At 38.2% G+C, this 25959-nt stretch carries 23 protein-coding genes and 1 riboswitch; of the genes, 21 read left to right on the top strand and 2 right to left on the bottom strand.

Features of this window, described 5'->3' with window-relative positions; all coding sequences use genetic code 11:
* The first annotated feature begins 38 nt into the window (after positions 1-38).
* Positions 39-1304 (top strand): threonine ammonia-lyase IlvA, encoded by a 1266-nt coding sequence (gene ilvA, locus A6B45_RS09570; RefSeq protein ID WP_081371196.1) that lies wholly within the window; start codon positions 39-41, stop codon positions 1302-1304.
* Between the two features lie 37 nt (positions 1305-1341).
* On the opposite strand, the gene A6B45_RS09565 is transcribed toward ilvA, so the two are convergent.
* The gene (locus A6B45_RS09565; protein ID WP_072614353.1) at positions 1342-1734 is read right to left on the bottom strand and encodes a RidA family protein; all 393 of its coding nucleotides are present in this window, start codon (positions 1732-1734) and stop codon (positions 1342-1344) included.
* 99 nt (positions 1735-1833) lie between these two features.
* On the opposite strand from A6B45_RS09565, the gene A6B45_RS09560 reads away from it, so the two are divergent.
* From A6B45_RS09560 to A6B45_RS09505, 12 genes are all read left to right on the top strand, one after another.
* Positions 1834-2748, top strand: a complete 915-nt coding sequence (locus A6B45_RS09560) for an isocitrate/isopropylmalate family dehydrogenase (protein ID WP_072614352.1) — start codon at positions 1834-1836, stop codon at positions 2746-2748.
* A 122-nt stretch (positions 2749-2870) separates the two neighbouring features.
* Positions 2871-3683 (top strand): Cof-type HAD-IIB family hydrolase, encoded by an 813-nt coding sequence (locus A6B45_RS09555; protein WP_072614351.1) that lies wholly within the window; start codon positions 2871-2873, stop codon positions 3681-3683.
* Between the two features lie 104 nt (positions 3684-3787).
* The gene (gene tpx, locus A6B45_RS09550; RefSeq protein ID WP_072614350.1) at positions 3788-4285 is read left to right on the top strand and encodes a thiol peroxidase; all 498 of its coding nucleotides are present in this window, start codon (positions 3788-3790) and stop codon (positions 4283-4285) included.
* A gap of 104 nt (positions 4286-4389) precedes the next feature.
* Positions 4390-5370, top strand: a complete 981-nt coding sequence (locus A6B45_RS09545) for a ribose-phosphate diphosphokinase (RefSeq protein ID WP_072614349.1) — start codon at positions 4390-4392, stop codon at positions 5368-5370.
* Positions 5371-5476: 106 nt separating this feature from the next.
* A complete protein-coding gene (gene yycF / locus A6B45_RS09540) occupies positions 5477-6184 on the top strand; it encodes a response regulator YycF (RefSeq protein WP_010281559.1) in 708 nt (235 codons plus the stop codon).
* Between the two features lie 67 nt (positions 6185-6251).
* Positions 6252-8117, top strand: coding sequence for a cell wall metabolism sensor histidine kinase WalK (walK, locus tag A6B45_RS09535; protein WP_072614348.1), 1866 nt, complete (start codon positions 6252-6254; stop codon positions 8115-8117).
* A complete protein-coding gene (locus A6B45_RS09530) occupies positions 8107-9399 on the top strand; it encodes a hypothetical protein (RefSeq protein ID WP_072614347.1) in 1293 nt (430 codons plus the stop codon). Before walK ends, A6B45_RS09530 begins: the two co-directional genes overlap by 11 nt.
* Positions 9400-9457: 58 nt before the next feature.
* A complete protein-coding gene (yycI, locus tag A6B45_RS09525) occupies positions 9458-10252 on the top strand; it encodes a two-component system regulatory protein YycI (protein WP_072614346.1) in 795 nt (264 codons plus the stop codon).
* Between the two features lie 60 nt (positions 10253-10312).
* Positions 10313-11452 carry a S1C family serine protease gene (locus tag A6B45_RS09520; protein ID WP_072614345.1) on the top strand — a complete coding sequence of 380 codons (1140 nt, stop codon included), beginning with the start codon at positions 10313-10315 and terminating at the stop codon, positions 11450-11452.
* A gap of 630 nt (positions 11453-12082) precedes the next feature.
* A complete protein-coding gene (gene rlmH, locus A6B45_RS09515; RefSeq protein WP_072614344.1) occupies positions 12083-12562 on the top strand; it encodes a 23S rRNA (pseudouridine(1915)-N(3))-methyltransferase RlmH in 480 nt (159 codons plus the stop codon).
* A gap of 93 nt (positions 12563-12655) precedes the next feature.
* Positions 12656-14821 (top strand): YhgE/Pip domain-containing protein, encoded by a 2166-nt coding sequence (locus A6B45_RS09510; RefSeq protein WP_072614343.1) that lies wholly within the window; start codon positions 12656-12658, stop codon positions 14819-14821.
* Between the two features lie 53 nt (positions 14822-14874).
* Entirely contained in the window at positions 14875-15345 is a 471-nt protein-coding gene (locus A6B45_RS09505) for an Rrf2 family transcriptional regulator (protein ID WP_072614342.1), read from the top strand.
* Between the two features lie 64 nt (positions 15346-15409).
* On the opposite strand, the gene A6B45_RS09500 is transcribed toward A6B45_RS09505, so the two are convergent.
* Positions 15410-16075, bottom strand: coding sequence for an NAD(P)H-hydrate epimerase (locus A6B45_RS09500; protein WP_072614341.1), 666 nt, complete (start codon positions 16073-16075; stop codon positions 15410-15412).
* Positions 16076-16200: 125 nt separating this feature from the next.
* A riboswitch (Lysine riboswitch) is annotated at positions 16201-16369 on the top strand.
* Between the two features lie 97 nt (positions 16370-16466).
* On the opposite strand from A6B45_RS09500, the gene alr reads away from it, so the two are divergent.
* From alr to A6B45_RS09460, 8 genes are all read left to right on the top strand, one after another.
* Entirely contained in the window at positions 16467-17579 is a 1113-nt protein-coding gene (gene alr, locus A6B45_RS09495) for an alanine racemase (protein ID WP_072614340.1), read from the top strand.
* 9 nt (positions 17580-17588) lie between these two features.
* On the top strand, positions 17589-18683 hold the full coding sequence (locus tag A6B45_RS09490; RefSeq protein WP_072614339.1) for an aspartate-semialdehyde dehydrogenase: 1095 nt from the start codon (positions 17589-17591) through the stop codon (positions 18681-18683).
* Between the two features lie 87 nt (positions 18684-18770).
* On the top strand, positions 18771-19778 hold the full coding sequence (locus tag A6B45_RS09485) for a YdcF family protein (protein WP_072614338.1): 1008 nt from the start codon (positions 18771-18773) through the stop codon (positions 19776-19778).
* A gap of 88 nt (positions 19779-19866) precedes the next feature.
* The gene (locus A6B45_RS09480) at positions 19867-21648 is read left to right on the top strand and encodes an ABC transporter ATP-binding protein (RefSeq protein ID WP_072614337.1); all 1782 of its coding nucleotides are present in this window, start codon (positions 19867-19869) and stop codon (positions 21646-21648) included.
* Entirely contained in the window at positions 21632-23431 is a 1800-nt protein-coding gene (locus A6B45_RS09475; RefSeq protein WP_072614518.1) for an ABC transporter ATP-binding protein, read from the top strand. Before A6B45_RS09480 ends, A6B45_RS09475 begins: the two co-directional genes overlap by 17 nt.
* A 183-nt stretch (positions 23432-23614) precedes the next feature.
* Positions 23615-24352, top strand: coding sequence for an amino acid ABC transporter ATP-binding protein (locus A6B45_RS09470; RefSeq protein WP_072614336.1), 738 nt, complete (start codon positions 23615-23617; stop codon positions 24350-24352).
* A gap of 91 nt (positions 24353-24443) precedes the next feature.
* Positions 24444-25316, top strand: a complete 873-nt coding sequence (locus A6B45_RS09465) for a transporter substrate-binding domain-containing protein (RefSeq protein WP_072614335.1) — start codon at positions 24444-24446, stop codon at positions 25314-25316.
* Positions 25316-25957 (top strand): amino acid ABC transporter permease, encoded by a 642-nt coding sequence (locus A6B45_RS09460; RefSeq protein ID WP_072614334.1) that lies wholly within the window; start codon positions 25316-25318, stop codon positions 25955-25957. Before A6B45_RS09465 ends, A6B45_RS09460 begins: the two co-directional genes overlap by 1 nt.
* Positions 25958-25959 lie beyond the last annotated feature (2 nt).

Here is a 25959-nt window from a genome sequence, read left to right as displayed (position 1 = left end):
CGTACATAAAAATGAATTAATAATTGGAGATGAATTATATGACAACTGTGGCAAAGCTAACGGCTGAAGAAATAGAAGAAGCACATCGAGTCTTATCAAAAGTAGTAACGCATACTCCTTTGGCCTATGATGACTACCTTTCAAAAAAGTATAAGGCGAATATTTATCTTAAAAGAGAAGATATGCAACGCGTTCGTTCTTTTAAAATACGAGGGGCTTATTATAATATCATTAAGGCAGAGAAAGAAAAGCTCAATAATGGCGTTGTCGCTGCATCAGCTGGAAACCATGCACAAGGCGTAGCTGATACTTGTCATAATTTAAAAATACAAGCAACTATTTTTATGCCTGTAACTACACCAAATCAAAAAGTGGAAGCTGTCAAGCGTTTTGGAGGCCGATACGCGACAGTTATTCTAGTGGGAGATACGTTTGATGAGGCGCAAAGTGCGGCCTTTGACTATACTGAAAAACATAACATGTTTTTTGTAGCTCCTTTTGATGATCGACGTACTATGGCTGGGCAAGGGACAGTCGCGGTAGAAATATTTGAAGATGCAGCGGAGCAAAATATTTCGGTTGATTATTTAGTTGCATCTGTTGGTGGCGGTGGCTTGATTGGTGGTTTATCAACTTATTCAAAAAAAATATCACCACAAACAACAGTTGTTGGTGTAGAGCCACAAACTGCGCAATCAATGCAAGCTGCTTTTAAGGCAAAAAAACCGGTAAAGGTTGAAAATATTGATCATTTTGTTGATGGAGCTGCTGTTGCTTGTGTTAGCCAATTTACCTACAATCAAGCGCAACAACATGTAGATAAGTTGCTAGGCATTCCGGAAGGTAAAGTTGCTCAATCGGTTTTAGACTTATATACTTATGAAGCAATTGTTGCTGAGCCAGCGGGGGCAATGCCGATAGCTAGCCTGGATTTTATGGCTGATGATATCGTTGGAAAAAATGTAGTTTTGGTTATCTCGGGCGGGAATAATGATATTGGACGCATGCAAGAAATGGAACAGAAAGCGTTGATGTATAAAGGACGTCAGCAATTCTATTTAGTTGAATTTCCACAACGTCCAGGAGCATTACGCCAGTTTGTTAATAATGTTTTGGGACCAAATGATGATATTACTCGCTTTGAGTATACAAAAAAATTAAATTCTGAGATGGGTTCTGTTATGGTTGGTGTCTTATTAGGTGCAGAAACAAATGTTGATGACCTAACAGAACGCTTGGCAGCGTTCTTTCCAAAATATATTAACCTGCAAGAGAACACGGTACTGTTTAATATGCTTGTTTAGGCAAAGAAAAAAACTTGATTTATTTCAAATCAAGTTTTTATTTCATAGCAGTAATTTCAATTTCTAGTTTAGCGTTCTTAGGTAAAGCAGCTACTTGGACGGCTGAACGTGCTGGAAATTCTTCAATAGAAGTGGTTTCAAAGTATTTTGCGTAGATTTTATTAACTAAAGCAAAATCAGCAATATCATCGAAAAACAAACCAGCTTTTACGATATCATTTCTTGAAAATTCGGCTTCATGTAAGATGTTATCAATGTTTTCAAAAATTTGATGTGCTTGTTCAGCTGTCGTAGATCCAGCAAATTCATCTGTTTCAGGGTTAATTCCGATTTGTCCTGAAATATATAACGTGTTGTTATTTTGAACAGCTTGTGAATAGGGACCAAGCGCTTTCGGCGCTTTAGTAGTTGCAACGACTTTCTTTGACATGAATAATGTCCTCCTGATAGTTATTTTAATCTAAAAGTGTATATTATGCAATGTTTATAGAGCAAAAAAACGAAAAAATGAGAATATAAAGGAATAATTATGACGTATAAATTAGCAATATTAAAAGGCGATAAAGAATCTAGCAGTGTCATTGACAGAGCCTTGGGCATTATTAAGTCAGCTATAAATGATTCAACTGCATTCGAGGTGACGGAACTTCCTTTTGGTGTCAACGCAACACTTTCATTTAATGAAACGTTACCAAACCAGACGCTTCGTGAATTGAAGAATTATGATGCCATTTTGGTTGGCGCACTGAATCAAGAGGTAGGGACGGATAGTTTATTAAGCGTACAAGAATCACTTGTGGCATTGAGAAGATATTTAAATATTACACTTGCTTTCAAAGCGGTTCAGATTTCTGATAATAATGTTGGTGCTTCACCACTCAAGGATCCAATAGTCAGGGATACAGATTTTGTAATTGTGCAAAGTGCTAAGCGGGCTGATGATCACGTGGATGGTAATATTTCGGTCGATGATTTCGCACAAGACACAATAACATATGAACAACGTGAAGTTGAGCAAGTTATCACGGCGGGGTTTGAACGGGCGATGAATCGAAAAAAGGTGGTTACAATCGTCACTCCTTTTGATTCGTTTTATACATCAAAAATATGGGCACTAACTGCTGAAAAAATTGCTAAAATATATTCCGATGTTGTTGTAAACTACGTATCCCTATCACGTGTGATATCAACTATTATTCAGCAACCAGCTAGCTTAGATGTTGTTGTTGCTCCTAAATGGGTTGACCAGATTTTAAATGAAGAAAGCCAAAAAATTACGGGTCTACCTGAAACGGTGCCGCTGTCTATGAAAAATAATAGAGGGCAAATGCTATATCAGTTACCACAAATCAATATAGATGATAAGGATTTGATGATGGCAACTGGGGAAGGTGCAGCTAAGATTATTTTAAAAGAATGTTTTAATCATTATGATAATTTGTAAAAAATTGGTGTTTAATCACCAATTTTTTGTTGTTTATAATGCAATTAATAATATACAAATTAATGTTTTGAATGCGCTGCTGTTTGGTATAATAATAGTATCCCTAAAAATGGAGTCAAAACATGTCAGAGATAAAAATTGTGTCGATCGATATTGATGGCACACTGATTAACGATGAGCGTCAAATTCCGTTAGATGTAAAATCTGCAGTTCAACAGGCACTTGCACAAGATGTCAAAGTTGTTATTACAACCGGTCGACCACTTCCTGGTGTTCGCAATATATTAGATGAGCTAGGCATTGTAGGGAGCGAACAGTATGTCATCACGCATAATGGTGGCTTAATGCAAACTGCCGATGGCTCTCAAATTTTGTTTCATGCCGCACTAGATTTGGCAGAGTATAAAGAACTGAATGCCTTTATGCGTGAGCAAAAGACGTATATTCAAGCTGAAGATCAGTTCGCGGCTTATACGACCAATCGTTTAATTCATCGTTGGGCTAGTTTTGAAAATTCTCTTGTAAATTTGCCGTTACATATTGTTGATAATGACAATGAACTAGAGGATGTTGAAATTATTAAGGGTATTGCCAACGCTGAATCTGACGACTTGGATAACGTACAAGCGAATGTGCCAACAAGTATTTCTGACAAAATGTCAGTGATTCGGTCAACTGCTAATAACCTAGAGTTTATCAACAAAGATGCTTCGAAAGGCAATGCACTTGAAGCCTTAGCAAAAGCATTAAATGTTGATATTAAAAACACAATGGCAATTGGTGATCAAGAAAATGATTATTCAATGATTGAGCGCGCCGGATTAGGTGTTGCCATGGGTAATGCAATTGAAAAAATTAAAACGATAGCTGACATCGAGACAGCAACAAACAATGATTCTGGTGTAGCGCGGGCCCTAGAAAGATATGTTCTTTAAAAGACAGTTGTATGTTAGTTTTGACACAGCTACTGTTATGATCTATGTAGATTACTTAATTTAAAATAAAATATTTCGATATATAAGCCAAGGAGGCAAAAAAGATGAACGTTCTGTTAAATGGTAATAAAGTTGCATTGGAAGGCGATCCCCTTAAAGTTGGTGATGAGGTGCCTCATTTCAAATTAGTGGATCAAAACAATGAAAAAGTTAAGACGGCCGATCTATTAGGAAAAGTGACGTTGTTTTCTGTCGTTCCGGATTTAAATACAGATATTTGTTCATTACAGACACGTCGATTTAACCAAGCTGTGGATCAATATACAGATGTTAATTTTGTGACTATCTCCACAAATACAGTAGCAGAACAACGTGATTGGTGCGCAGCTGAGGGGGTACACAACATGCGTATGCTTTCAGATGAGCAAGAATCATTTGGATATGCAACTAAGTTATACGTACCAGATACTGGTTTTGACACACGCTCGATTTACATTATCGATGCGGCAGGGGTGGTACTTTATTCGCAAATTGTGCCAGAAATTTCTGATGAACCGAATTATGATGCAGCTTTGACAGCATTATCAAATGCCATAGCATAATATCTTATTTAAAACTTGTAATAAGACCTGTATTTAAATGTTTTTTTTGGTAAAATGAATACAGTAATACTATAATAGCTACCTATAAAAACTCGGAGTTAGACATGCCAGAACCTAAATTGAAACTTTTTTCACTCAGCTCAAACGAACCACTTGCGCAAAAAATCGCCGATTCGGTTGGTGTTCCGTTGAGCCGTATTTCCGTTAAACGCTTTGCTGATGGCGAAGTGCAAATTAACATTGAGGAAAGTATTCGTGGCGATAATGTTTTTGTTATTCAATCGACTTCAGCACCTGTGAATGATAATTTAATGGAATTGTTGATTATGATTGATGCACTGCGTCGTGCGAGTGCAAATCAAATTAACGTTGTCCTTCCTTACTATGGTTATGCACGTCAGGATCGCAAGGCTCGTTCGCGTGAACCGATCACAGCCAAATTAGTTGCTAATATGTTGGAAAGAGCCGGAGCTACACGCGTGTTAGCATTAGATCTTCACGCAGCACAAATTCAAGGTTTCTTTGACATTCCAATGGATCACTTGCAAGGTGCGCCGTTGTTGGCGGATTATTTGATTGAATCTGGCATTGCTGATAAGAAAAACTCTGTTGTTGTGTCACCAGATCATGGTGGAATGACACGCGCACGCAATCTTAATAACATGCTGGAATTGGAGTCACCTGTTGCAGTAATTGATAAGCGTCGGCCAAAACCTAATGTTGCTGAAGTTGGTAGCATCGTTGGTGATGTTCAAGGTAAAATAGCCATCATGATTGATGATATGATTGATACTGCGGGCACCATTACGCAAGGAGCGGAACTAGTTATGCAACATGGTGCTAAAGAAGTATATGTGGTTGCGTCACATGCTGTTTTCTCTGGTCCTGCTGTTGAGCGTTTACAGAACTCGGTATTCACTAAGGTTATTTTAACTGACTCAATTAATTTGCCTGAAGAAAAGAAATTTGAAAAATTGGAAATTGTTTCTGTAAGTGAGCTAATTGGTGAGGCGATTCGTCGCATTAGCAAAAACGAAGCAATCAGTTCATTGTTTAAAAATCGTTTTTCTCGCCGTACCCGCTAATCAAATATTATTGTATTTTTATGAGAACAAGTTATTACTTGTTCTTTTCGTTTACCCAAAATGTTATAATGAAAAGAAACTACACATATACGATAGGAGTTCAGCCATGAGTAAAGTATTAGTTGTGGACGATGAAAAACCGATTTCTGATATTATTAAATTCAATCTAACCAAAGAAGGCTACGATGTAGTCACTGCTGCGGACGGTCAAGAAGCACTTGATATGTATAATGATGAAAACCCTGATTTAGTTTTACTAGATCAAATGTTACCAGAAGTTGATGGTATCGAGGTTTTGCGTCAAATCCGTTCTAAGTCAGATGTGCCTGTCATCATGGTGACTGCTAAGGATAGTGAAATTGATAAGGTTCTTGGTTTGGAAATGGGTGCCGATGATTATGTCACTAAACCATTTTCTAATCGTGAATTGGTTGCACGAGTTAAGGCTAATTTGCGAAGTCGAAAGTCTGTTTCGCAAACTTCTGAAGAGACTTTTAATAGCACTGAAGATATTCACTTAGGTGATTTAGTAATCCATCCCCAAGCCTATATGGTTTCAAAGGATGGTGCTGATATTGAGTTAACGCATCGTGAATTTGAATTATTATATTATTTAGCACAACATATTGGACAGGTGATGACACGTGAACACTTGTTACAGCAAGTTTGGGGCTATGACTATTTTGGTGACGTACGTACAGTAGATGTTACGGTTCGACGATTACGTGAGAAAATTGAAGACAATCCTAGCCATCCTAATTGGCTAGCAACACGTCGTGGCGTCGGATATTATTTACGCCCATCAGAAGAATAAATGAATGAAATTTAAGTTTACGCGTACATAATGAGGGGAAGAATGCTCGCCATTGAGCATAATAAAAATGACGTCAATTACTAAATTTTTCCAATCTATTCGTTTTCGCATCACACTTGTTTTTGTGCTGTTAATGATTATCGCACTCGAACTTTTGGGTGCTTTTTTCGTACGCCAAATGGAACGTCAGAACTTAAGGACATTCCAACAACAGATCACCTTACCTAAATATGTTACTGATCCAATTAACACTGCTTTACGCAATAGTAATTCTGATGAAGGAAATCATGAAATCCAAGACGTTTTGTCTGGATTAAATAATACCAACATTGAAGAAGTACAAGTTATTGATAAAACTGGAACAATTCGAGGAACGACTTCTGTATCAGGTCAGCAAACGATTAGCCAAAAAACGACCGACATTAATGCACAAAAGGCGCTTGCTGGTGACCAGTCGTATGTTGCCACTCGAACGATCAATGAAAAAGGCGAGCGTAAAGAAATCATGACGACACCTTTAGGGGTGACTACTGGGAGATTAAAAGACGTTTCCGGTGTTATTGTTGTAAAAGCCAGTTTATTACCAGTATATAAGAATATTAACAGTGTCATGAGACTCTTTATTATTGCTGGCTTGATTGCGCTAGTTGCCAGTGTGGCGCTGGCCCTATTTTTAGCAAGAACTTTAACAAGACCAATTGAACAAATCAGTGAACAGACGACTAAAATTGCTGAAGGTGATTACTCGATGGTGAATCATATTTATGGTTCTGATGAATTGAGCCAATTGGCATTATCGGTTAATGATTTGTCTACGCGTATTGAAGAGTCAACAGAAACAGTCAACGCGGAGCGTAATCGTTTGGATTCGGTTTTGACGCATATGGCGGATGGTGTTTTAGCAGCCAATCGCCGTGGTGAAGTCACCATTATTAATCAGGCTGCAGCAGATTTTGTAGGAGTTAACCGGGAAGAAGCCCTTGGACAAAATGTTGTTATCCTCTTACGCTTAGAGGGCAAACGTACATTACGTGATATATTGGAAAATCTAAATGATTTTAGAGTAGACTTATCAGATGATAGTAAAGAACTGTTAGTCCAGACCTATGTTTCTTTGATTAAACGCCAATCTGGTTTTATTTCTGGATTAGTTGTGGTTCTACATGATATTACCGAGCAACAGCGTATAGATTCTGAACGACGTATGTTTGTTTCCAATGTTTCGCACGAATTAAGGACACCTTTGACTGCAGTTCGATCTTATGTAGATGCTTTGGCAGAGGGCGCTATTGATGACCCAGAAATGGCCCAAAACTTTTTGGGTGTCGTTCAAGATGAAACGCAGCGTATGATTCGAATGATTAATGATTTGTTGGAGTTATCGCGTCTAGATCAAGGCACAATGGAGGTCAAGCTAGAAGTTATTAATTTAAACAGTTTGTTTAACTTTGTTTTGAATCGTTTTGATATGATTTTGGAAAGTGACGCTAAAAACGAAAATACAATCACTAAAAGCTATAATATTTTGCGTGAATTCACCAAGGAAGATGTTTGGGTTGAAGTTGATCCGGATAAGTTTACTCAGGTATTAGATAATATCATGAACAATGCGGTGAAATACTCACCAGACGGTGGCACTATAACAGCTCGACTGATTAAGACAAAAACGCGTGCGATTTTAAGTATCTCTGATCAAGGGCTAGGCATTCCAAGAAAAGACTTGGATAATATATTTAATCGTTTCTTCCGGGTTGATAAATCAAGGTCCCGTGCACAGGGTGGAACAGGGCTAGGATTAGCTATTTCTAAGGAAGTGGTTGAAAAGTTTAATGGTCGTATTTGGGTTGATTCGGTTGAAAATAAGGGCTCTACCTTCTATATTTCGTTAGCTTATGTTGACGAAGAACCGGAGGACGATTGGGATGCAGAATAACCGATTAGTCCAAAGCGTTGTGATTAGCATTTTATTGATGGTTGCTATCATTGTTTCTATTGTGCTAACCGCATTAATATTTATTTCGGCGGGTAGTCAAGAGGCCCCTACACAAACTGATCAACAATCGCAACAAGCTTCCGAATTGTTTAGACCTACGAACTATATTGTGAATGACAAAAGTGGCAAACAGCATATGATTATGCATACCACGAATGCGCAATATAAAAGTATTCATCAATATTTAGTGAATTCTAGAATGACGAATCCTACGCAAAGGAAAGCAACTAATAAGCAAATTAGTCAGTTACTGCATAAAACGCAAACAGCCTTGTATCACTATCCAGACGTTGTGCCAATTGAATATTTTAATTCTTATTATTCTCAGCGTGTATCAACGCATAAAAGTTTTAACTTTGACTATGTTGTTGTGCCACTTAGTCATTCTAAAAAAGCATATTTTGTTAATACGCAGGCTAAAACAATTACAACAGTTACTATTAGCAAAATTGATACAACTAAGGCATGGAAGGTCGCCAGTCGGTTGCCCAAAGCGTTAACGGTAAACTTTAAAGTGGTCAACGGACATGTAATGCTGAACTATCCGGAAGAGTTTAAATTGCCTGTGTACTCTTATTTAGTGAATCATCGTGATCCAACGACTTATGTATCAGCACTCTTGGGTACTACAAATCAGTTAACCCAGACCACTGAGAATAATAAAAAAATTTATACTAATAAATACAGTAATCAACAAATTATTTACGATCCAGATTTAGAAACAGTGACATTTACAGATAATCGAACGACTGGTACATTACAACGTAGCTATTACAATCGGTTGAATGTCGGTTTTTCGCAAATTAATTTGTTACAATTAGATCTCTCTGATACACGCTTTTACCAGAGCCGTGATAATGGGAAGGATATCACTTATCGAACGTTTGTTGAAGGGCTACCAGTTTATTACCAATCAAAGACAGGTGCTATCCACATGACGTTAGATAAATATGGTAACCTAACAAGCACCTATTCGTTAAATGAGTTAGGTGTGCCGGTTCCTAATACGCAAAAAGATGTTACTTTGCCAAAAGCAGCAGATGTTTTGGCTAAGTTACAAAAAGCTGGAGTCAAAAGTAGTGAGTACTATTCTATTGCACCAGGATATGAATGGCTGGCTAATAAAGAAAATAACGTTTCGGTCAACATGAATCCCACATGGATGATTGAAACGCCAACGGGTTGGATGAGCGTCAATACGTTTCTAGCTAATCGAGAATAGTTTCAAATATGTGTATGTTTCAGGGCGCTGAAAACTATGAAAGGAGGAATACGTTTTTATGCAGTTTAGACGACTAAAAATATTAATGATGATGTTATTCATCTTTTTGGACGTGTTTCTCTTTTTTTGGTGGCGCAGCAATCAGAGACCAAGTATTAAAGTGACCGATGCAAATGCGAATATCATTAGTGAGATTAAAAATCAAAAAATAAAAGTAGCCAACTTTAGTACTTCGGTTACTTATGCTAGTTATTTAGCTGGTAAACGATCAAATAGCTTGATGTCAACGATTGATAAGTTATCAAACTTCAATGCAAATATTAATAATCAGACACTCTATGTGACCTTCAATAAAACATCGCAACTGGGTAGAGGAAATACTAGTAGTGGTAAAAAAGCTGCGACGGATGACGTTGAGGCGTCAAAGATAGCACGTAATGCAGGATATCGATATAATCCTATTCTTTCCAAAGTTAATGTGAAGAACCGTGTAACCTATTCTCAGTATATTGATAATTTGCCGGTCATCGCCAAACAAGGGCTGATGATTTTTAACAAAGATAAAGACCATAAGGTAACTGATTTTACACAAACCAAAATAACTAAGATTACAGTATTGCGTGATGAGCGTGCAACAATTACAGAGGAAGCCGCAATTGTCGCTCTTTATAAATTCAATGAGCTAAATAGTGGTGACAAATTATCAAAAGGTGTTTTATCATATGATACATCTGTAAAGGTTAATGGCTATGACATTTATTTACCGGTGTGGGTATTTGTTGTAACACACGCAAATGGCAACACAGGCCTTTTGAAAATTAATGCTTTTACGGGTGATAACTTATCAGAATAATTTAATTTTTGCTTAACTTCAAATTGATAAAATAAAACAAATATAGTCGAGAGGTGACTAATGGTACAATCAGCATTAACAAAAACGTTGTTAACTGGCGTCATTGCTGGTGTTGTTGGTGGAGGAGCAATTTTGTATGGGCAACAAGGTGTACAATTGTTACAAAATCAAAATCAAAAAGTAAGTACGACAGCAACAAGTACAAAAACGATTGCCAAGAATGCAACCGCTACATCAGCTTATAATAAGGTATCAGATGCAGTTGTATCTGTATTAAACTTTACTAAATCTAGTCAAGGTAGTTATCAAGAATCGTCAGAAGGTTCTGGCGTGATCTATAAAAAAACAGATGGGTCGGCATTTATTGTAACGAATAATCACGTCATCACTGGAGCGGCTAAAATTCAAGTTATGCTGCACAGTGGGAAGAAAGTGACCGCAACACTAGTCGGCAAAGATGCGATGACTGACTTAGCTGTTCTGAAGATCGACGGCACAGACGTTACGACAACTGCACAATTTGGCGATTCAAGTAAAATAACTGTTGGTGAAAACGTCTTGGCAATTGGTTCGCCGCTGGGATCTGAGTATGCTTCGTCAGTGACGCAAGGTATCATTTCTGCCAAAAAAAGGTTAGTTGAGACGACATCTGAAAATGGGCAGAATTATGGTGGATCCACGGTTATTCAGACGGATGCTGCCATTAACCCTGGTAACTCAGGGGGACCATTAATTAATTTTGCAGGACAAGTTATTGGTATTAACTCAATGAAGTTATCAACATCTTCTTCGGGAACGAGCGTTGAGGGGATGGGTTTTGCAATTCCTTCTGATCAAGTCGTTGACATTGTTAACAAATTAGTCAAAAATGGTAAGGTCACACGACCAGCAATCGGTATTAGCTTGATTAATTTGTCGGAAGTAACAGCTTCTGAGCAAAAATCAACTTTGAAAATTCCAGATAGTGTTACTGGTGGTGTTGTAGTAATGAGTTTGACTAACAATGGCCCAGCGGATAAAGCTGGATTGAAAAAGTACGATGTTATCGTTGGCATTAATGGTAAAAAGGTAAGTTCACAGGCTGATCTGCGAGAAGAACTGTACAAGAATTCGCTTGGGGACACAATAACATTGACTTATTATCATCAGGATACTAAGAAGACAGTCAAGGTTAAATTAACACAGAAATTAGCAAGCTAACAAAAATGTTAGCTTTTTCTTTACCCTTGTTTGACTTTTGTTAAAGAATATGTATTTTCTGTAAATGTTGAAAACAAGTTGAAAATGTTAACAATTTGTGGACTAAATATCAGTAAATGTGGAAAAGACGTTTAAATTAGTGGATAAGTGCTTTATTTTTATAAGAAATAATAAATATTGGTAATTTTAGACAATATTTAGTGATAAAAAGGTAGTTTTTAGACGCTCAACAGTAATGTTCGTGTATTAGAGTGATTAAAGAAAGAATATTTATGTAAACATATTTAGAATATATTTTCCGAACAATGTAAAGGAATTTTACTTTAAATATCAGTCGAACGCGTGTGCTTATCCACAATTGTGTACAACTTTGTGGAAAACTGTGGATAACTTGCGAGAAAATAGCTATAATTTGTCTAAATGAAAGTAAAATAACGTTTATAAAGTTATCCACATTTTTTTTGAAATTAAAAAAAACAGTGGATAACTTAAAAAGCGAACAGTGAAAAGGGTTGGTATAAAAGCTTTTTTGGAAAAAAATATCTTTTTTGTTCGTGTGGATAACATCGGATATAATGAGTATAGGTAACCAGCCAAAAATATTAAGAAATTGTAAAGAGTAGGTTTGAAATGAATATTAAATTAATCACGGTCGGGAAACTAAAGGAAAAGTATTTAAAGGAGGGCATTGCGGAGTATACAAAACGATTATCTCGCTTTTGTAAATTTCAAGTAGTTGAGTTGATTGATGAAAAGACGCCGGAAAATGCTAGTGAAGCACAGAATAATCAAATTATGGCCAAAGAAGGGGAGCGAATTCAGGCGAAAATTGGTTCGCGTGATTATGTTATTGTGCTAGCAATAGAAGGGAAACAGTTTCCTTCCGAAGAGTTTTCTCAAAAACTTGAAGCCGTTGCGGTTAATGGTTATTCGGACATTACTTTTATTATTGGTGGTTCTCTTGGATTATCTAAGGAAATCAAGCAAAGGGCGAACTTAAAGATGAGCTTTGGTTTGCTGACTTTGCCACATCAATTAATGCGTCTTGTGCTAATTGAACAAATTTATCGTGCCTTTATGATTCAACAAGGGTCACCATATCATAAATAACATGTAAAAAGATGAAAACTATTGTTGCATTTTCATATTTCCGTGTCTATAATATATCCATAGATAAAAAATATACACGAAAGAGTGCGAAATATGAGGAAGTTTTTTGAGAATTCAGAATGGACCCGTGTTCGAAAAATTAGGGGGTTACCATTATTATTGGTTGGTATTACACTCATTCCGAGTTTATACGCAGTCATTTTTTTGTCGTCACTTTGGGATACTTATGGTAGAGTGGATCATCTTCCAGTTGCGATTGTTAATCAAGACAAGACCGCAGAGATTAATGGGAAATCACAGAATATAGGCGATGATTTAACGAAAAAATTGCTCGACAGCAAGCAATTAAAATTAACTGAGACTTCGGCTAAGAAAGCTAAAAAGGGACTTACATCTGGAAAGTATTACATGACTATCACGATACCTAAGACCTTTACGAAGAATTCAGGTACGTTGTTGAATGCTAAGCCAGTCAAGCCCGAGATTAAAGTTGCGCATAATACTGGGCAAGGATTCATTGCTGAAAAATTAACGGCTTCGGCTGCTGATAAAGTACAGGCAAATGTTTCAAAATCACTGCAAAGCGTTTATAATAAAACAATTTTAAATGCAACAGCTTCTTCGACAAAAGGTTTTCAATCAGGGTCTAAAGGTGCCACACAACTTGGGAGTGGGTTATCACAATTGCAAGATGGTACTAAAAAATTGCAAGATGGCACAACACAGCTCCAAACCGGTACTTCACAGTTGGCAACGGGCTTGTCACAGTATACAAATGGCGTGTCGTCTGCTAATACTGGTGCCCAACAGCTAACTTCAGGTGCTCAACAACTTGCCACACAGCTCCAAAAGGTTTCTGACGAGATTAATACAAAGCAAAGTGCCAACGCGGCTGATTTAAAACAGCTTGATACAGGATTGACGCAACTCACACAGGGCTTACAAAAACTAAGTAAGGTTGAGTCACCAACGGTAACTGTTGATTCGACAAAGCTTAACGAAGCGTCCGAAAAGCTGTCAGCTGGATTAACTGGTGCTGGGAAGGATGCAGCTGCTTTTAAGGCATTAGCTCAAGATGCTGATTTCCAAAAATTTTTACAAGAAAATCCTACGGTTGCTGCTAAATATCAAGCGGCATTAAGTGATTTAGGTGAAAATGTGCAATCAAGTGCTACAGCAGCCACTACAATTCAGAGTCAATTGACCACATTAAAGGCTATGCTGCCACAATTACAAGCATTGCAGGCAGAAATTCCAGAATTACAGAAGCTCGGTCAACAAGGATCTGTTGCTACTCAAGGTGCGCAAACAGCCATTAAAACACTAAATGATAGTTTAACTACTGTCAGCCAAGGAATAGCTAACCAAGCAGTACCGGGCGCCCAACAGCTAGCGCAAGGGTCATCACAATTAACCACAGGGCTTGGACAGTTAGCTGCCAAAAACGATACGCTTAATAGTAGTGTTTCGCAATTAAATGATGGTACGACACAGTTACTTACTGGTGAAAATCAAGCTAGTGCGGCTTTACAGCAGGCAGGCACTGGCGCAACCACTTTAGCGAATAAATTAGCTGATGGTGCTGTGAAATTGTCAGCTATACACAATAAGAAATCAAATGTGGTAGCATTATCACAGCCAGTCAAGCAAAAATCATCTAATTTATCAAAGGTTCCTAACAACGGAACTGGAATGGCGCCATATATGATGTCTGTTGGTCTATTTGTTGGTATGATCACATTTACGACCATATTTGATTTCATGACGGTTTCTAAAAAGCCAAAAAATGGTTTCACATGGTGGGCTAACAAGCAGTTAATTAATGCGCCGGTCTTTATTGGACAAGCACTGATTATGACTGGTTTACTCTTCTTAGTGGATGGCATGGAGGCGCAGCGGCCAGCGATGACATTTGTTGTAGCCTTAGCAGCATCCTTTGGGTTCAACCAGTTTGTTGTCTTGTTTAATGTGCTAATTGGTAAACTAGGGTCAGGAATTATGCTGGTTTTGATGGTATTACAACTGAGTGCTAGTGCGGGATCTTATCCGATCGAGTTGTCAAACAGCTTTTTTGAGGCGATTCATCCATGGATGCCAATGAGTTACTCTGTCCATGCCTTCCGCGAAACAATTTCTATAGGTGGTAGTGTTGCATCAGACTTAACTGTATTGTTATCATTAGGGGTGATATCAATGGTACTAACATGGTTTGTGTACCAAATGAAATTAAACCATAATCAGTTAACTTTTAAGCATTAATTTAAAAGCAGTCGGCAGACTGCGTACATAAAGAAATGAAGTTGGAAAAATAAATGAAAATGTCTAGTGCAGTTGAACAAAGTTTGGTCGTCTTGGTTATGTTAGCTTTACAAAAAGATGGCTTACCTGTTAAAAGTCATGTTTTAAGTGAGCATTTAGAAGTCTCTGAATCATACTTAAAAAAAACAATGCGTAAATTAGTTGTTGCAAATTTAGTAAAAGCGATTGCTAGTAAGGAAGGTGGTTTTAAGTTGGCTCGTAAAACCAATGATATTACGCTATTGGATGTTTATGAGGCGATTGAAGGAGAAGATAGCTTTATTCATTCTACCCAATTGGCAGATCGCGTATTTCCTGCCAAAACTGCTGTTGCTGAAGGAACAAAAGAAGTTCTATCTATTGTCTATGAAGCAGAAAAAGATTTTAAGAAACGGTTAAAACGTACATCAATTGCTGATTTATTATTGTTTGCCAAAGAAGGCGAAGAAATTGTTGATTGGCGTGAAGTCACACATATTGACTAAAAAACAGTTTATTAATGCTAACCAGGCATTAATAAACTGTTTTTATATTGTGAAGTACTATATTTTATGCAACCGGTAGCGCCTCTTGTAAACTGAATTCAAAATCATCTGGAACAAGCATTCCGACATCTTTTAAAATAACATTTCCAGAAAGATAACAACCATTTTGTTGCGTTAAGCCAACCTTTGTGAAGCCAAAAGTGACTGTAGTATGAGCTTTCAGAGCAGCGCCACGTACCTCTCCCGTTGTTGCATCAATACCAGTGGGAACATCAACAGCAATAACAGGTTTATCAATGTGGTTGGCCGCTTTAATCATTTTTTGTAAGCCTTCAGGTAGAACGTTGTTCAATCCAACCCCAAATATCGCATCAATAATTAATGTTGCCTCATTAAAGTCGCTTTTTTCAGAACGAACTAAGCCATGCTTTTCGATGATTGCCAGTTGCCGTTTCACACTGTCTTTCGCACGGCTAACGTTTCCGACAAATTGTAATGAGACATTTACGCCTTGAGCGTACAAGAGACGAGCGATTGCTACGCCGTCAGCACCATTATTACCAAGACCAGCTAGTACCAAGACATGACTTAAATCGAATCTACCAGCACCGATGACATCAAGTACTGCCATTGCGGCCCGTTCAATTAATACATCCTGTGGCATACCAATAGTCTCAATCGTGTAATTATCTATTTGCTGCATTTCTGAAGCTGTAACAAGTCGCGTCATAGTTCCCATCATTTCATAAGTTATTAAACTTATTATACGGTGATTTAGCAGTCTTATCAATCAAACAAGCGTAAAAATATTGAATTTGACAAATAAAAAAAATTAGAATACAATAATAACAATTTAAGAATCATAGAGGTTGCTGCTGACATTAGTCGCTTGCGGAGTGCTTACAGGCACAATGAAACAGGTTAAAGGGGATGTAGCCGAAGCGTTGGTGCTGTGACACCAAGTAGCTGGGCCAATCGGTGAAAAATCGTTGGACTGTCGCGTAAGCGGGGTGCTATGTTATAGATTGCAATTAATTGGGATCCATGGCTGCTACTTGTGCGCTGTGGATTTTTTAATAGAGGAGGTATGCATTCATAGATATCTGTGAATGGGCTAACATATGGTAGAGGCAATAACACGTCCAACACGTCTTGAAGTTTCAAAGAGCGCTGTTGAACATAATATAATGACCGTTAAAAATGTATCGGGTGCAGACAAAGTTTTTTTGACCGTTAAGTCAAATGCCTATGGATTTGGTTTGATTCCTATGGCTCAAGCTGCTGTGGCAGGAGGTATTTATGGCTTAGGCGTAGCTGTTCTTGATGAAGCTATTGCACTACGACACGAGCGCATCACTGCACCAATTTTAATTTTAGGTATTTCACAGGTAAAGTATGTTGAACTAATGGCTGTCCAGCATATTATGGCAACTGTTGTTTCATTGGACTGGCTAGAGAAAGCAGAACAGCAGTTAACTGGTGAACAACGATTACCTATTACACTAGGTATCGATACTGGCATGGGCAGAATCGGGTTTAGAGATCGTGACACTTTAGCGAAAGCGATACAGTTTGTTTTGGATCATGCTGATAAGTTTGAATATGTTGGACTATCGACGCACTTTGCCGAATCTGATTCATCAGATACCCGGTACTTCCAAAAGCAATTAACACGTTGGCATCAATTGACGGATGACTTGCCAAAACCGAAGTACTATCATGTTGCTAATTCGGGGGCTGCAATGTATCACGCAGAAGAAGTTCCCCATGAGGTTGTCCGCGTAGGAACGGTGGTTTATGGAATTGAGCCCTCTCGTGGTGAACTAGCGGATGGACGCAACCTGAAACCCGTCATGGCCCTTCGTAGTGAGGTGAATTTTGTTAAACGCTTACCTGCTGGTGAAGGCATTAGTTATTCACATAAATACACGACAACTCAAAACGAGTGGATAGGCACTGTTCCTATCGGTTATGGGGATGGTTGGCTACGCAAATTAATGGGGTTCAGGGTTATTATTGACGGTCAATACGCCCCTATTGTAGGGCAAGTAGCAATGGATCAGTTAATGATACGTTTGCCTCGTGAATACCCAGAAGGTACAACGGTAACCTTTATTGGTCAAGATGGAGACTTAGAGAACACGATAGAGGACGTTGCACAGTTTGCAGGTTTGGCACCGTGGGAAATTACAACAGGACTACAAGATAGAATACATCGTATTTTAGTAGATTAGGAGAAGATAATGACTAGAGAATATAGTGTTGCCATCCTTGGCGCAACAGGTGCTGTGGGCACACGACTTATTGAACAATTAGAGCAATCAACGATTCCTGTGAAGAATATAAAATTGCTTGCTTCCTCACGTTCAGCAGGTAAGACACTGCAATTTAAGGGTACAGACGTGGTTGTTGAGGAAGCAACTCCAGAAAGTTTTGATGGGGTTGACTTAGTTTTGGCTAGCGGTGGTGGTTCAGTTTCAGCTCGATTTGCACCCGAAGCTGTGAAACGAGGCGCTGTGGTTGTTGATAATTCAAGCCAATGGCGAATGAATGATGATGTCCCGTTAATTGTTCCTGAAGTTAATGAAGCAGATTTGAAACAACACCAAGGAATTATTGCCAACCCTAACTGTTCAACGATTCAAATGGTTGTTGCTCTAGCGCCCATTAAAGCCAAATATGGTTTGACACGTGTTATCGTTTCAACCTATCAAGCTGCTTCTGGTGCGGGACAATCTGCATGGCAAGAGCTAGTTTCAGAAACCGATGCCCACAATGCGGGTAAAGAAATGCATGCTGAGATTTTGCCGGTTAAAAGTGCTAAACATCATTATCCCCTAGCTTATAATTTGCTGCCACAAATAGATGTTTTCGAAGAAGACGGTTACACTCATGAAGAATGGAAGATGATTCATGAGACTAAAAAAATTATGTTCGGTGATAAAAATTCTAAAGCAGTCAAAGTGACAGCAACTGCGGTCCGTGTACCTGTTCCTATTGGTCATGGCGAGACCGTTTATTTTGAAACGGATGCCGGCTCGGGAGCAACAGCCGCTGATCTTCAAGCGATTCTGAGTGAGGCTCCAGGTGTTGTTTTGGAAGACAATCCAAAGGAACAGTTGTACCCACAACCAATTAATGCCGAAGGAAAACGCGAAACATTCGTCGGCCGTGTGCGTCCCGATTTGGAAAATGATGATAGTTTCCATATGTGGGTTGTCTCAGATAACTTGCTTAAGGGTGCTGCTTGGAATACAGTGCAAATTGCAGAACGTCTTGTTGACTTAGACTTAGTTAGAGTCCCAGAAGGCGCAGCAAATAAGTTTATCACAGCATAAATTGTTTTAAGAGCGTTCAGCGCTCTTTTTATATCTCCAAAAGCGATGGCACAACTGTGTGTAAAAGTAACGTGTTACAATAGCTTTATGATAGCAATTCTAACAATTTTAACTTTAGCCATAAGTATTTTTTCTTGGCTACTTTGGCATCAAATCAGGATCAACCTAGCAAGTTTACGACTAGGATTTTATGTGTTAATCATTGTGATTTTTTTATTCATTGGTCTGCAGGTGATTCAGTTTCCAAGTATATCCGTTGTTCATATAATTAATGAAGCTAAGATGTTCGTTAAGTGGGGTAATATTGCGGGTCTATTTTTGGTGATTACACTAGCCTATCACAGTTTTCAAAGTTGGCGTAAATGGCAACACAGCCTAAATCAGTTAGTTTTCCCGCTAGTGTTGCTTGTGTATGCTATTGCTGATATTGGCATTTGGCTTCTGAATGATGGGTTTTCAATATCTTTAAACCCTATTCTTGTTGTTATCCCCTGGTTGTCAATATACGTTCTATGGCAATTTTTACAGTTTAGTATCAGTAGTATGTTGTATGGATTGGTGGTTAAACGACCAATCGATGGTCCGATTGTTGTCTTAGGCGGTGGGTTAGTTGATGGACAATACGTTGGTCGCATTGTTGGTAATCGTATTCAGGCAGCTGTTAAAGATGCAATCAAAATGTCAGAGTATCCAACAATCATTTTTTCGGGTGGTCAAGGGAAAGATGAATTAATTTCTGAGGCAGAAGCAATGAGAAACTTTGCTGTAAAAAGACTAAATGTTCCCTATGAGAAGACAATATTAGAAGACCGTTCTAAAAATACATATGAAAATTTGAGGAATAGTGCTGAATTAACTAACAGTTCATTCACATTTTATACAAGCGAGTATCATGTTTTTCGTGGTGTTTTACTCGCAAAAAAACAAGGAATTAATGCGCAAGGTCGAGGAGGTTACACGCAGTTTCCGTACCGTGGCATAGCGTTTTTGCGAGAGTTTGCTGGTGTGATGAACCTAAATCCAAAACAGCACATTATATATGGTGCTGTGTGGTTTGTTAGCAGTACGATAGTAGTTTTAATTAATTTTATATGAATAAAATATAAAAAATCTTTTTAAATATGGTATATTATTTAGATAGCTTTAATGAATTGTGGAGATTTATACTGTCTGGGAGAATCTTATGACTATTTTTGGAAAATTAATGTGGTTCTTTAAGGAGCACAAACGACTATATATGTTGGGGCTCACTTTTTTGTTTCTGACAGAAATATCACAAATGGTGTCCCCGGCGTTAATCGGTCGTTTCACTGATGTGATAGTGTCCCGACAAATGACGATGCATCAGCTATTTTTCTATGCTGGTAGTATTTTGCTTTTTTCTGTGTTGATGTACATATTTCGTTATACGTGGATTACACATATTTTCCAAGGTTCGGCGCTATTAGAAAAAACATTACGGCAGCAATTGTTTGATCACTATTTGAAAATGGATACTACATTTTATCAGCGTCGACGTACGGGGGATTTAATGGCACATGCGACGAACGATTTGTCAGCAGTGCAGAGAGTGGCATCTGGTGGTGTATTGATGCTAGTTGATTCGATTGTTATTATTATTTTCACAGTTATTTCAATGATCCTTGTGGTTGATTGGCGTTTGACGTTGATTGGTGTTTTACCTTTACCACTATTGGCGGCCGGAGTTTGGTATTTATCACCTAAAATGCGACGTGCATTTACATCATCTCAAGAAGCTTTTTCACGATTATCAAACAAGTCTCAAGAATCGATAGCTGGAATTAAAGCTATTAAAACATTGGGGCAAGAAAAACAAGACGTTGATGCTTTTGATGAGGAAATACAAAAAACGATTCAAATCAATAAAAAGGTAGCCGCCATTGACTCCTTGTTTGGACCAATGGCTACGCTGGTGATGACAATTAGTTATGTTGTGATGATTACTTATGGTGGGTCGTTGGTAGTGAATGATTCAATTTCAATCGGGCAGCTTGTCTCATTTTCAACTTATTTAGGGTTACTTGTATGGCCAATGTTTGGTTTGGGGCAATTGTTCAACGTATTGGAACGTGGTAATGCTTCATATATGCGTGTCCAAGAAATTCTATCTGAAAAATCATCAATTATTGAAGATGAGCAGGGCTACGATAGCATATCTCATGGTGATGTTGCTATTCAGATTAATCAGTTTAAGTATCCAGATGATCAATCGGAAGTTTTGAAAGATATTTCATTGAATATTCGTGCTGGTGAAACTGTCGGTATAGTTGGGCGTGTTGGTTCTGGTAAAACAACCTTAATCAAGCTGCTGCTGCGCCAGTTTGATGGTTATACTGGTCAAATTAGTTTTGCTGGTAAGAACATTAAAGACTATAAGTTAAGTGCATATCATAGAGTGATTGGCTATGTTGCGCAGGAAAACTTTTTGTTTTCGACAACAGTGAGAGATAACATCCGCTTTGCTGATATTAATAAATCGCAAGAAGAAGTAGAAAAAGCTGCTAAAATGGCGGCCTTACATGAAGATATCCAGAACTTTCCTGAGGGATACGACACACAAGTTGGTGAACATGGCGTAAGTTTATCGGGCGGTCAGAAGCAGCGATTGGCTATAGCTCGTGCCTTAATTATTGATCCAGAAATTTTAATTTTAGATGATGCTTTGTCGGCCGTAGATGCGCGGACAGAAAAACAAATATTGCATACTTTAAAAACTACTCGGCAAGAAAAAACAACGATTATTGTTGCTCACAGAATTAGTTCCGTGATGAATGCTAATGAAATTGTAGTCTTTGACCACGGTGAAATTGCTGAACGTGGTCGTCATGAAGAACTGATTGCTCAACATGGATGGTATGCCCAAATGTATGAGCAACAACAACTAGCAACAACGCTCCAACAAAACTTAGAGGGAGAGGGGGATGATGATGACAGAGAAAAATAATTCTGTTTGGGCAAAAAATATACCAGTTAGAGAACAACTGCATGTTATTTGGACGTTAATTAAAATGGCAAAACCGTTTCGGTCAATGTTTATCGTGGCACTTGTAATTGGCGCAGCTTTTGCACTACTACAAGCTGCTGCACCACGAGTTATTGCTTACTATATGACGACTTATTTGCATCAAACAAGTAGTGTTCCGCTAAAAATTACGATTAGCTTTGCTATTTTGGTTGCGGTCATTCGCGTGTTGCAAGCTGTGACAGATGCTTTGAATGTCTACTATTTCACTGTGGCTGGTGAATATGCTTTAGAAGATATGCGCTTACGCGTATTTCAAAAGCTGCACACATTAGGCATGAAATTTTTCGATGAAATGCCTGCGGGTTCACTAGTAACACGAGTTAATAATGATACGGCATCGTTGACAGATTTTTGGCGATTCTTTATGCAGCTTACTTTTGCTGTGATGAGTATGATTGGTGCCTATATTGGCATGTGGACAATTGATGTGCGCGCAACCCTCCTTATGATGGTTGTTGTACCATTCATCGTGGTCAGTATTATCATTTATCAACGCTTTTCATCACGACTATTTCGCCATATGCGCGAACGTTTGTCGGCACTGAATGCTAAAATTGCTGAAAGTGTCACCGGAATTGATATCATTCAAGAGTTTTATCAAGAGGATCGCTTTAAAAAAGAATTCGGCAAGATTAATGGCGAGTACTTTAATGCTCGTTTTAAAATGATTAAGGCTGATGCGTTGTTATTAGAACCTATGATTGACATGTTGTTAGGTGGTGCGACGGTTTTAGTTTTATGGTATTTTGGTGAACTTTCCATACAAACAGTTGTCTCAGCAGGCGCTATTTATGCATTCACTACCTATTTAAACAATATTTTTGGCCCCTTGGAAAGTATTATGAATTTGTTCAGTCCTTTCCAAGAAGGTTTAGTATCAGGATATCGTATCCTTGGTATCCTCGGTAACGATACTTATGCTCCGGCGCAAAACCCGAATGCTAAGGGAGATATCACTGATGGGAAAATTGAATTTAAGCATGTTAATTTTAGCTATGATGGTCGTCATCCAATCCTAAAAGATTTAACATTTACTGCTAACCCAGGTGATACGGTTGCCTTGGTAGGGCATACTGGTTCTGGAAAAAGTTCTACCATTAATACATTAATGCGTTTTTATGACTTTCAATCAGGTGAAATTTTGATTGATGGTCAGGATATCCGTGATATTGCGATGGATAAATTACGCAGCAAAATGGGACTAGTGTTACAGGATCCATTCATGTTCTACGGCGATATTGCGTTTAACATTCGTATGTACAATGACAGTCTTACGGATGAACAAATTAAATTAGCAGCTGAATTTGTGGGTGCCGATGATTTTATAGAAAAGTTAGACGGCAAGTATCAAGCTAAAGTACAAGAAGGAGGAAGCAGTTTTTCTGCTGGTGAGAAACAACTGATCAGTTTCGCACGCACAATTGTAGCTAATCCTAAAATATTAATATTGGATGAAGCCACTGCGAACGTGGACACGGAAACAGAAGCAAAAATTCAGAACTCACTGGTTAAAATGCGTCAAGATCGAACCACAAATGCAATTGCCCACAGACTCTCTACTATTAAAGATGCTAATTTAATTTTGGTGCTGGATCAAGGAGAGGTCGTTGAACGTGGAACCCATGATGAACTGCTTGCAGCACATGGAAGGTATTATGACCTTTATCGATTGCAAGGCGCACAAAGTGGGATAGCGGTATAGGTCAAATATCACAGTGAATGGCTATAACTTCTTGTTATAAAACTTCACATACAACTTTGACTAAACGAACTAAGTATGCGTAAAATGGTAATTAGAAGAGACTAGTTTTAGATTTTATGTTAGGCTAGTTTTTGCTACCGTGTGCACTGCGGTGTACACGCTCAGAAAAAGGAGAATTAAGTCATGTCAATGATTGAATTTAAAAACGTCGAGAAATATTATGGGAAGTTTCATGCTTTGAAGAACATTAATTTAAAAATTGATGAAGGTGAGACTGTTGTCCTTATTGGTCCTTCAGGGTCTGGAAAGTCAACTTTGATTCGTACAATTAATGGACTAGAAGAAATACAAGAAGGTAAGCTTCTAGTCAATGGATTTGATTTACATGATCCTAAAACCGATATCAATCGTATCCGTAAAAACATTGGCATGGTTTTTCAACATTTTAATTTGTACAATAATAAGTCAACTTTGGAAAACGTGATGCTCGCACCACGTCTAGTTTTGAAGCGTAATGAAGACGAAAATAAGAAAGTAGCAATGGCTTTATTAGATAAAGTTGGTTTGGCAGATAAGGCAGCTAATATGCCGTCTGAACTATCAGGTGGTCAAAAGCAACGTGCAGCTATTGCTCGTTCATTAGCGATGCAACCTAAAGCCTTGTTGTTCGATGAACCAACATCAGCTTTGGATCCTGAAATGGTTGGGGATGTGTTGGACGTTATGCGTGATATTGCTAAGGACTCATCTATGACAATGCTTGTTGTTACCCATGAAATGAGTTTCGCTAAGGCCGTGGCTGATCGTGTTATCTTTATGGCCGACGGTGAAATTCTTGAAGATAGTACAACCGAAGAATTCTTTAATAATCCTAGAGAACCACGTGCTCAACAGTTCTTGAGCCAAGTTGATCACAAATAAAATTTAGATTTGGAGGAAACGCGTTTTTGGAAGTTTCAGTATCTTGTGATATGAAATATTTGAAAATAAAAGCCATTAACGCTCTGTTACTATGGAAAAAGCTAAAAAAAGACAGTTTGGTATCATTGCCACAATCGTTTTAGCTGCTGTTATTGTCCTCGGTTTATTGTGGGCAACTACTGCTGCTAAGAAAAATGAAGAGCATCAAGACACATTACAACGTGTTGAAAAATTAGGGCGGATTATTTGGGGAGTGAAATCTGACACCAAATTATTCGGTTTAATGGATACAAAGACTGGTGTTTCTAAAGGGTTCGACGTCGATATTGCTAAAGCGTTAACAGTTCAGATATCAAAGCAAACTGGTGTTCCAATGTCTGCGGAGTTCGTACCAGTGTCTTCGTCTTCAAAAATACAATTATTGAAGAATACTAATATTGATGGCACGGTATCAACAATGACAATCACACCTGAACGTGAAAAAATTATTGACTTTACGAATCAATATTTTGATGCCGGACAATCAATTCTGGTTAAAAAAGACTCAGGAATCAAGTCAATTAAAGATATGAATGATTCAAAGTATAAAATTATCGTTGTTGTTGGTACTACGGCTGCCGAAGAGACAAAGAAATTTGCACCAAAGGCCAAGTTGCTAGCTGTTCAAGATTACGCCACAGGTATGCAGGCCCTCAAGGCCGGTCAGGGGCAGGCAATGTCAACTGATAATGCGATTTTGTATGGGTTTGCTACAGAAAACCCAGATTATCAAATTGTGGGTGGTACTTTTACCCACGGACCTTATGGTATTGCTATTGCTTTTGATAATAATCAAGGCCCAATGGTTAGGGAGACGAACAAAGCGCTTGCAACCATTAAGAAAAATGGTACTTATAATAACTTAATCAAGAAGTGGTTCAGCGATGTACCAGGACTTGATTGGCATGAATTGGAGGCGAAATAATGACGTTATTACAAAATAATTTCCCAACGTTCTTGCAAGGATTTGGATATACTTTACTATCAAGTATTATTGCGCTAATCATTTCTATGATTTTGGGCACGTTCTTTGCTATTTTACAAATTTTGCCACAAAAATGGGCGCAAAAAATTGGTAATGTATATGTGCAAGTATTTCGTAACATTCCATTATTGATTATCACCTTCTTCTTCTTCCTAGTAGTTGCTAAGGTTATTCCAATGAACGGGTTTGCTGCTGGAACCATTGCATTATCATTATATACATCAGCTTTTATTGCCGAAACTGTTCGTGCCGGTATCCTTTCCGTTGATAATGGACAAATGGAAGGGGCGCGCGCTAATGGATTATCGTTTAATCAAAGTATGCGGTACATTGTACTGCCCCAAGCCTTTAAAATAGCACTACCATCACTTGGAAACCAATTCATTAATTTGGTTAAAAACTCATCAATCCTAGCCTTTGTCGGTGGATTGGATTTGATGTATCAAGGAAATATGATTGCAGCTACTACGTTTGACACTTTTAGCACCTATATTATTGTGGCACTTTTCTATTTGGTAATTACATTGCCGTTGAGCTACTACATGCAGAATCTCGAACGTAAACTAAAGCACGCAGCATAAGG

The sequence above is a fragment of the Leuconostoc suionicum genome, assembly GCF_001891125.1.
Taxonomy (GTDB): domain Bacteria; phylum Bacillota; class Bacilli; order Lactobacillales; family Lactobacillaceae; genus Leuconostoc; species Leuconostoc suionicum.
This window is presented reverse-complemented; position numbering and strand designations above follow the sequence as displayed.

Bases quoted from the DNA above. Each gene is read 5' to 3' on its own strand.
- A6B45_RS09555 (WP_072614351.1), top strand. From the start codon at position 2,871: ATGTCAGAGATAAAAATTGTGTCGATCGATATTGATGGCACACTGATT.
- A6B45_RS09475 (WP_072614518.1), top strand. From the start codon at position 21,632: ATGACAGAGAAAAATAATTCTGTTTGGGCAAAAAATATACCAGTTAGA.
- A6B45_RS09485 (WP_072614338.1), top strand. From the start codon at position 18,771: ATGATAGCAATTCTAACAATTTTAACTTTAGCCATAAGTATTTTTTCT.
- A6B45_RS09520 (WP_072614345.1), top strand. From the start codon at position 10,313: ATGGTACAATCAGCATTAACAAAAACGTTGTTAACTGGCGTCATTGCT.
- yycF (WP_010281559.1), top strand. From the start codon at position 5,477: ATGAGTAAAGTATTAGTTGTGGACGATGAAAAACCGATTTCTGATATT.
- A6B45_RS09470 (WP_072614336.1), top strand. From the start codon at position 23,615: ATGTCAATGATTGAATTTAAAAACGTCGAGAAATATTATGGGAAGTTT.
- A6B45_RS09505 (WP_072614342.1), top strand. From the start codon at position 14,875: ATGAAAATGTCTAGTGCAGTTGAACAAAGTTTGGTCGTCTTGGTTATG.
- A6B45_RS09545 (WP_072614349.1), top strand. From the start codon at position 4,390: ATGCCAGAACCTAAATTGAAACTTTTTTCACTCAGCTCAAACGAACCA.
- ilvA (WP_081371196.1), top strand. From the start codon at position 39: ATGACAACTGTGGCAAAGCTAACGGCTGAAGAAATAGAAGAAGCACAT.
- A6B45_RS09530 (WP_072614347.1), top strand. From the start codon at position 8,107: ATGCAGAATAACCGATTAGTCCAAAGCGTTGTGATTAGCATTTTATTG.
- walK (WP_072614348.1), top strand. From the start codon at position 6,252: ATGACGTCAATTACTAAATTTTTCCAATCTATTCGTTTTCGCATCACA.
- A6B45_RS09490 (WP_072614339.1), top strand. From the start codon at position 17,589: ATGACTAGAGAATATAGTGTTGCCATCCTTGGCGCAACAGGTGCTGTG.
- tpx (WP_072614350.1), top strand. From the start codon at position 3,788: ATGAACGTTCTGTTAAATGGTAATAAAGTTGCATTGGAAGGCGATCCC.
- A6B45_RS09510 (WP_072614343.1), top strand. From the start codon at position 12,656: ATGAGGAAGTTTTTTGAGAATTCAGAATGGACCCGTGTTCGAAAAATT.
- alr (WP_072614340.1), top strand. From the start codon at position 16,467: ATGGTAGAGGCAATAACACGTCCAACACGTCTTGAAGTTTCAAAGAGC.
- A6B45_RS09500 (WP_072614341.1), bottom strand. From the start codon at position 16,075: ATGACGCGACTTGTTACAGCTTCAGAAATGCAGCAAATAGATAATTAC.
- A6B45_RS09465 (WP_072614335.1), top strand. From the start codon at position 24,444: ATGGAAAAAGCTAAAAAAAGACAGTTTGGTATCATTGCCACAATCGTT.
- A6B45_RS09565 (WP_072614353.1), bottom strand. From the start codon at position 1,734: ATGTCAAAGAAAGTCGTTGCAACTACTAAAGCGCCGAAAGCGCTTGGT.
- A6B45_RS09560 (WP_072614352.1), top strand. From the start codon at position 1,834: ATGACGTATAAATTAGCAATATTAAAAGGCGATAAAGAATCTAGCAGT.
- A6B45_RS09480 (WP_072614337.1), top strand. From the start codon at position 19,867: ATGACTATTTTTGGAAAATTAATGTGGTTCTTTAAGGAGCACAAACGA.
- yycI (WP_072614346.1), top strand. From the start codon at position 9,458: ATGCAGTTTAGACGACTAAAAATATTAATGATGATGTTATTCATCTTT.
- rlmH (WP_072614344.1), top strand. From the start codon at position 12,083: ATGAATATTAAATTAATCACGGTCGGGAAACTAAAGGAAAAGTATTTA.
- A6B45_RS09460 (WP_072614334.1), top strand. From the start codon at position 25,316: ATGACGTTATTACAAAATAATTTCCCAACGTTCTTGCAAGGATTTGGA.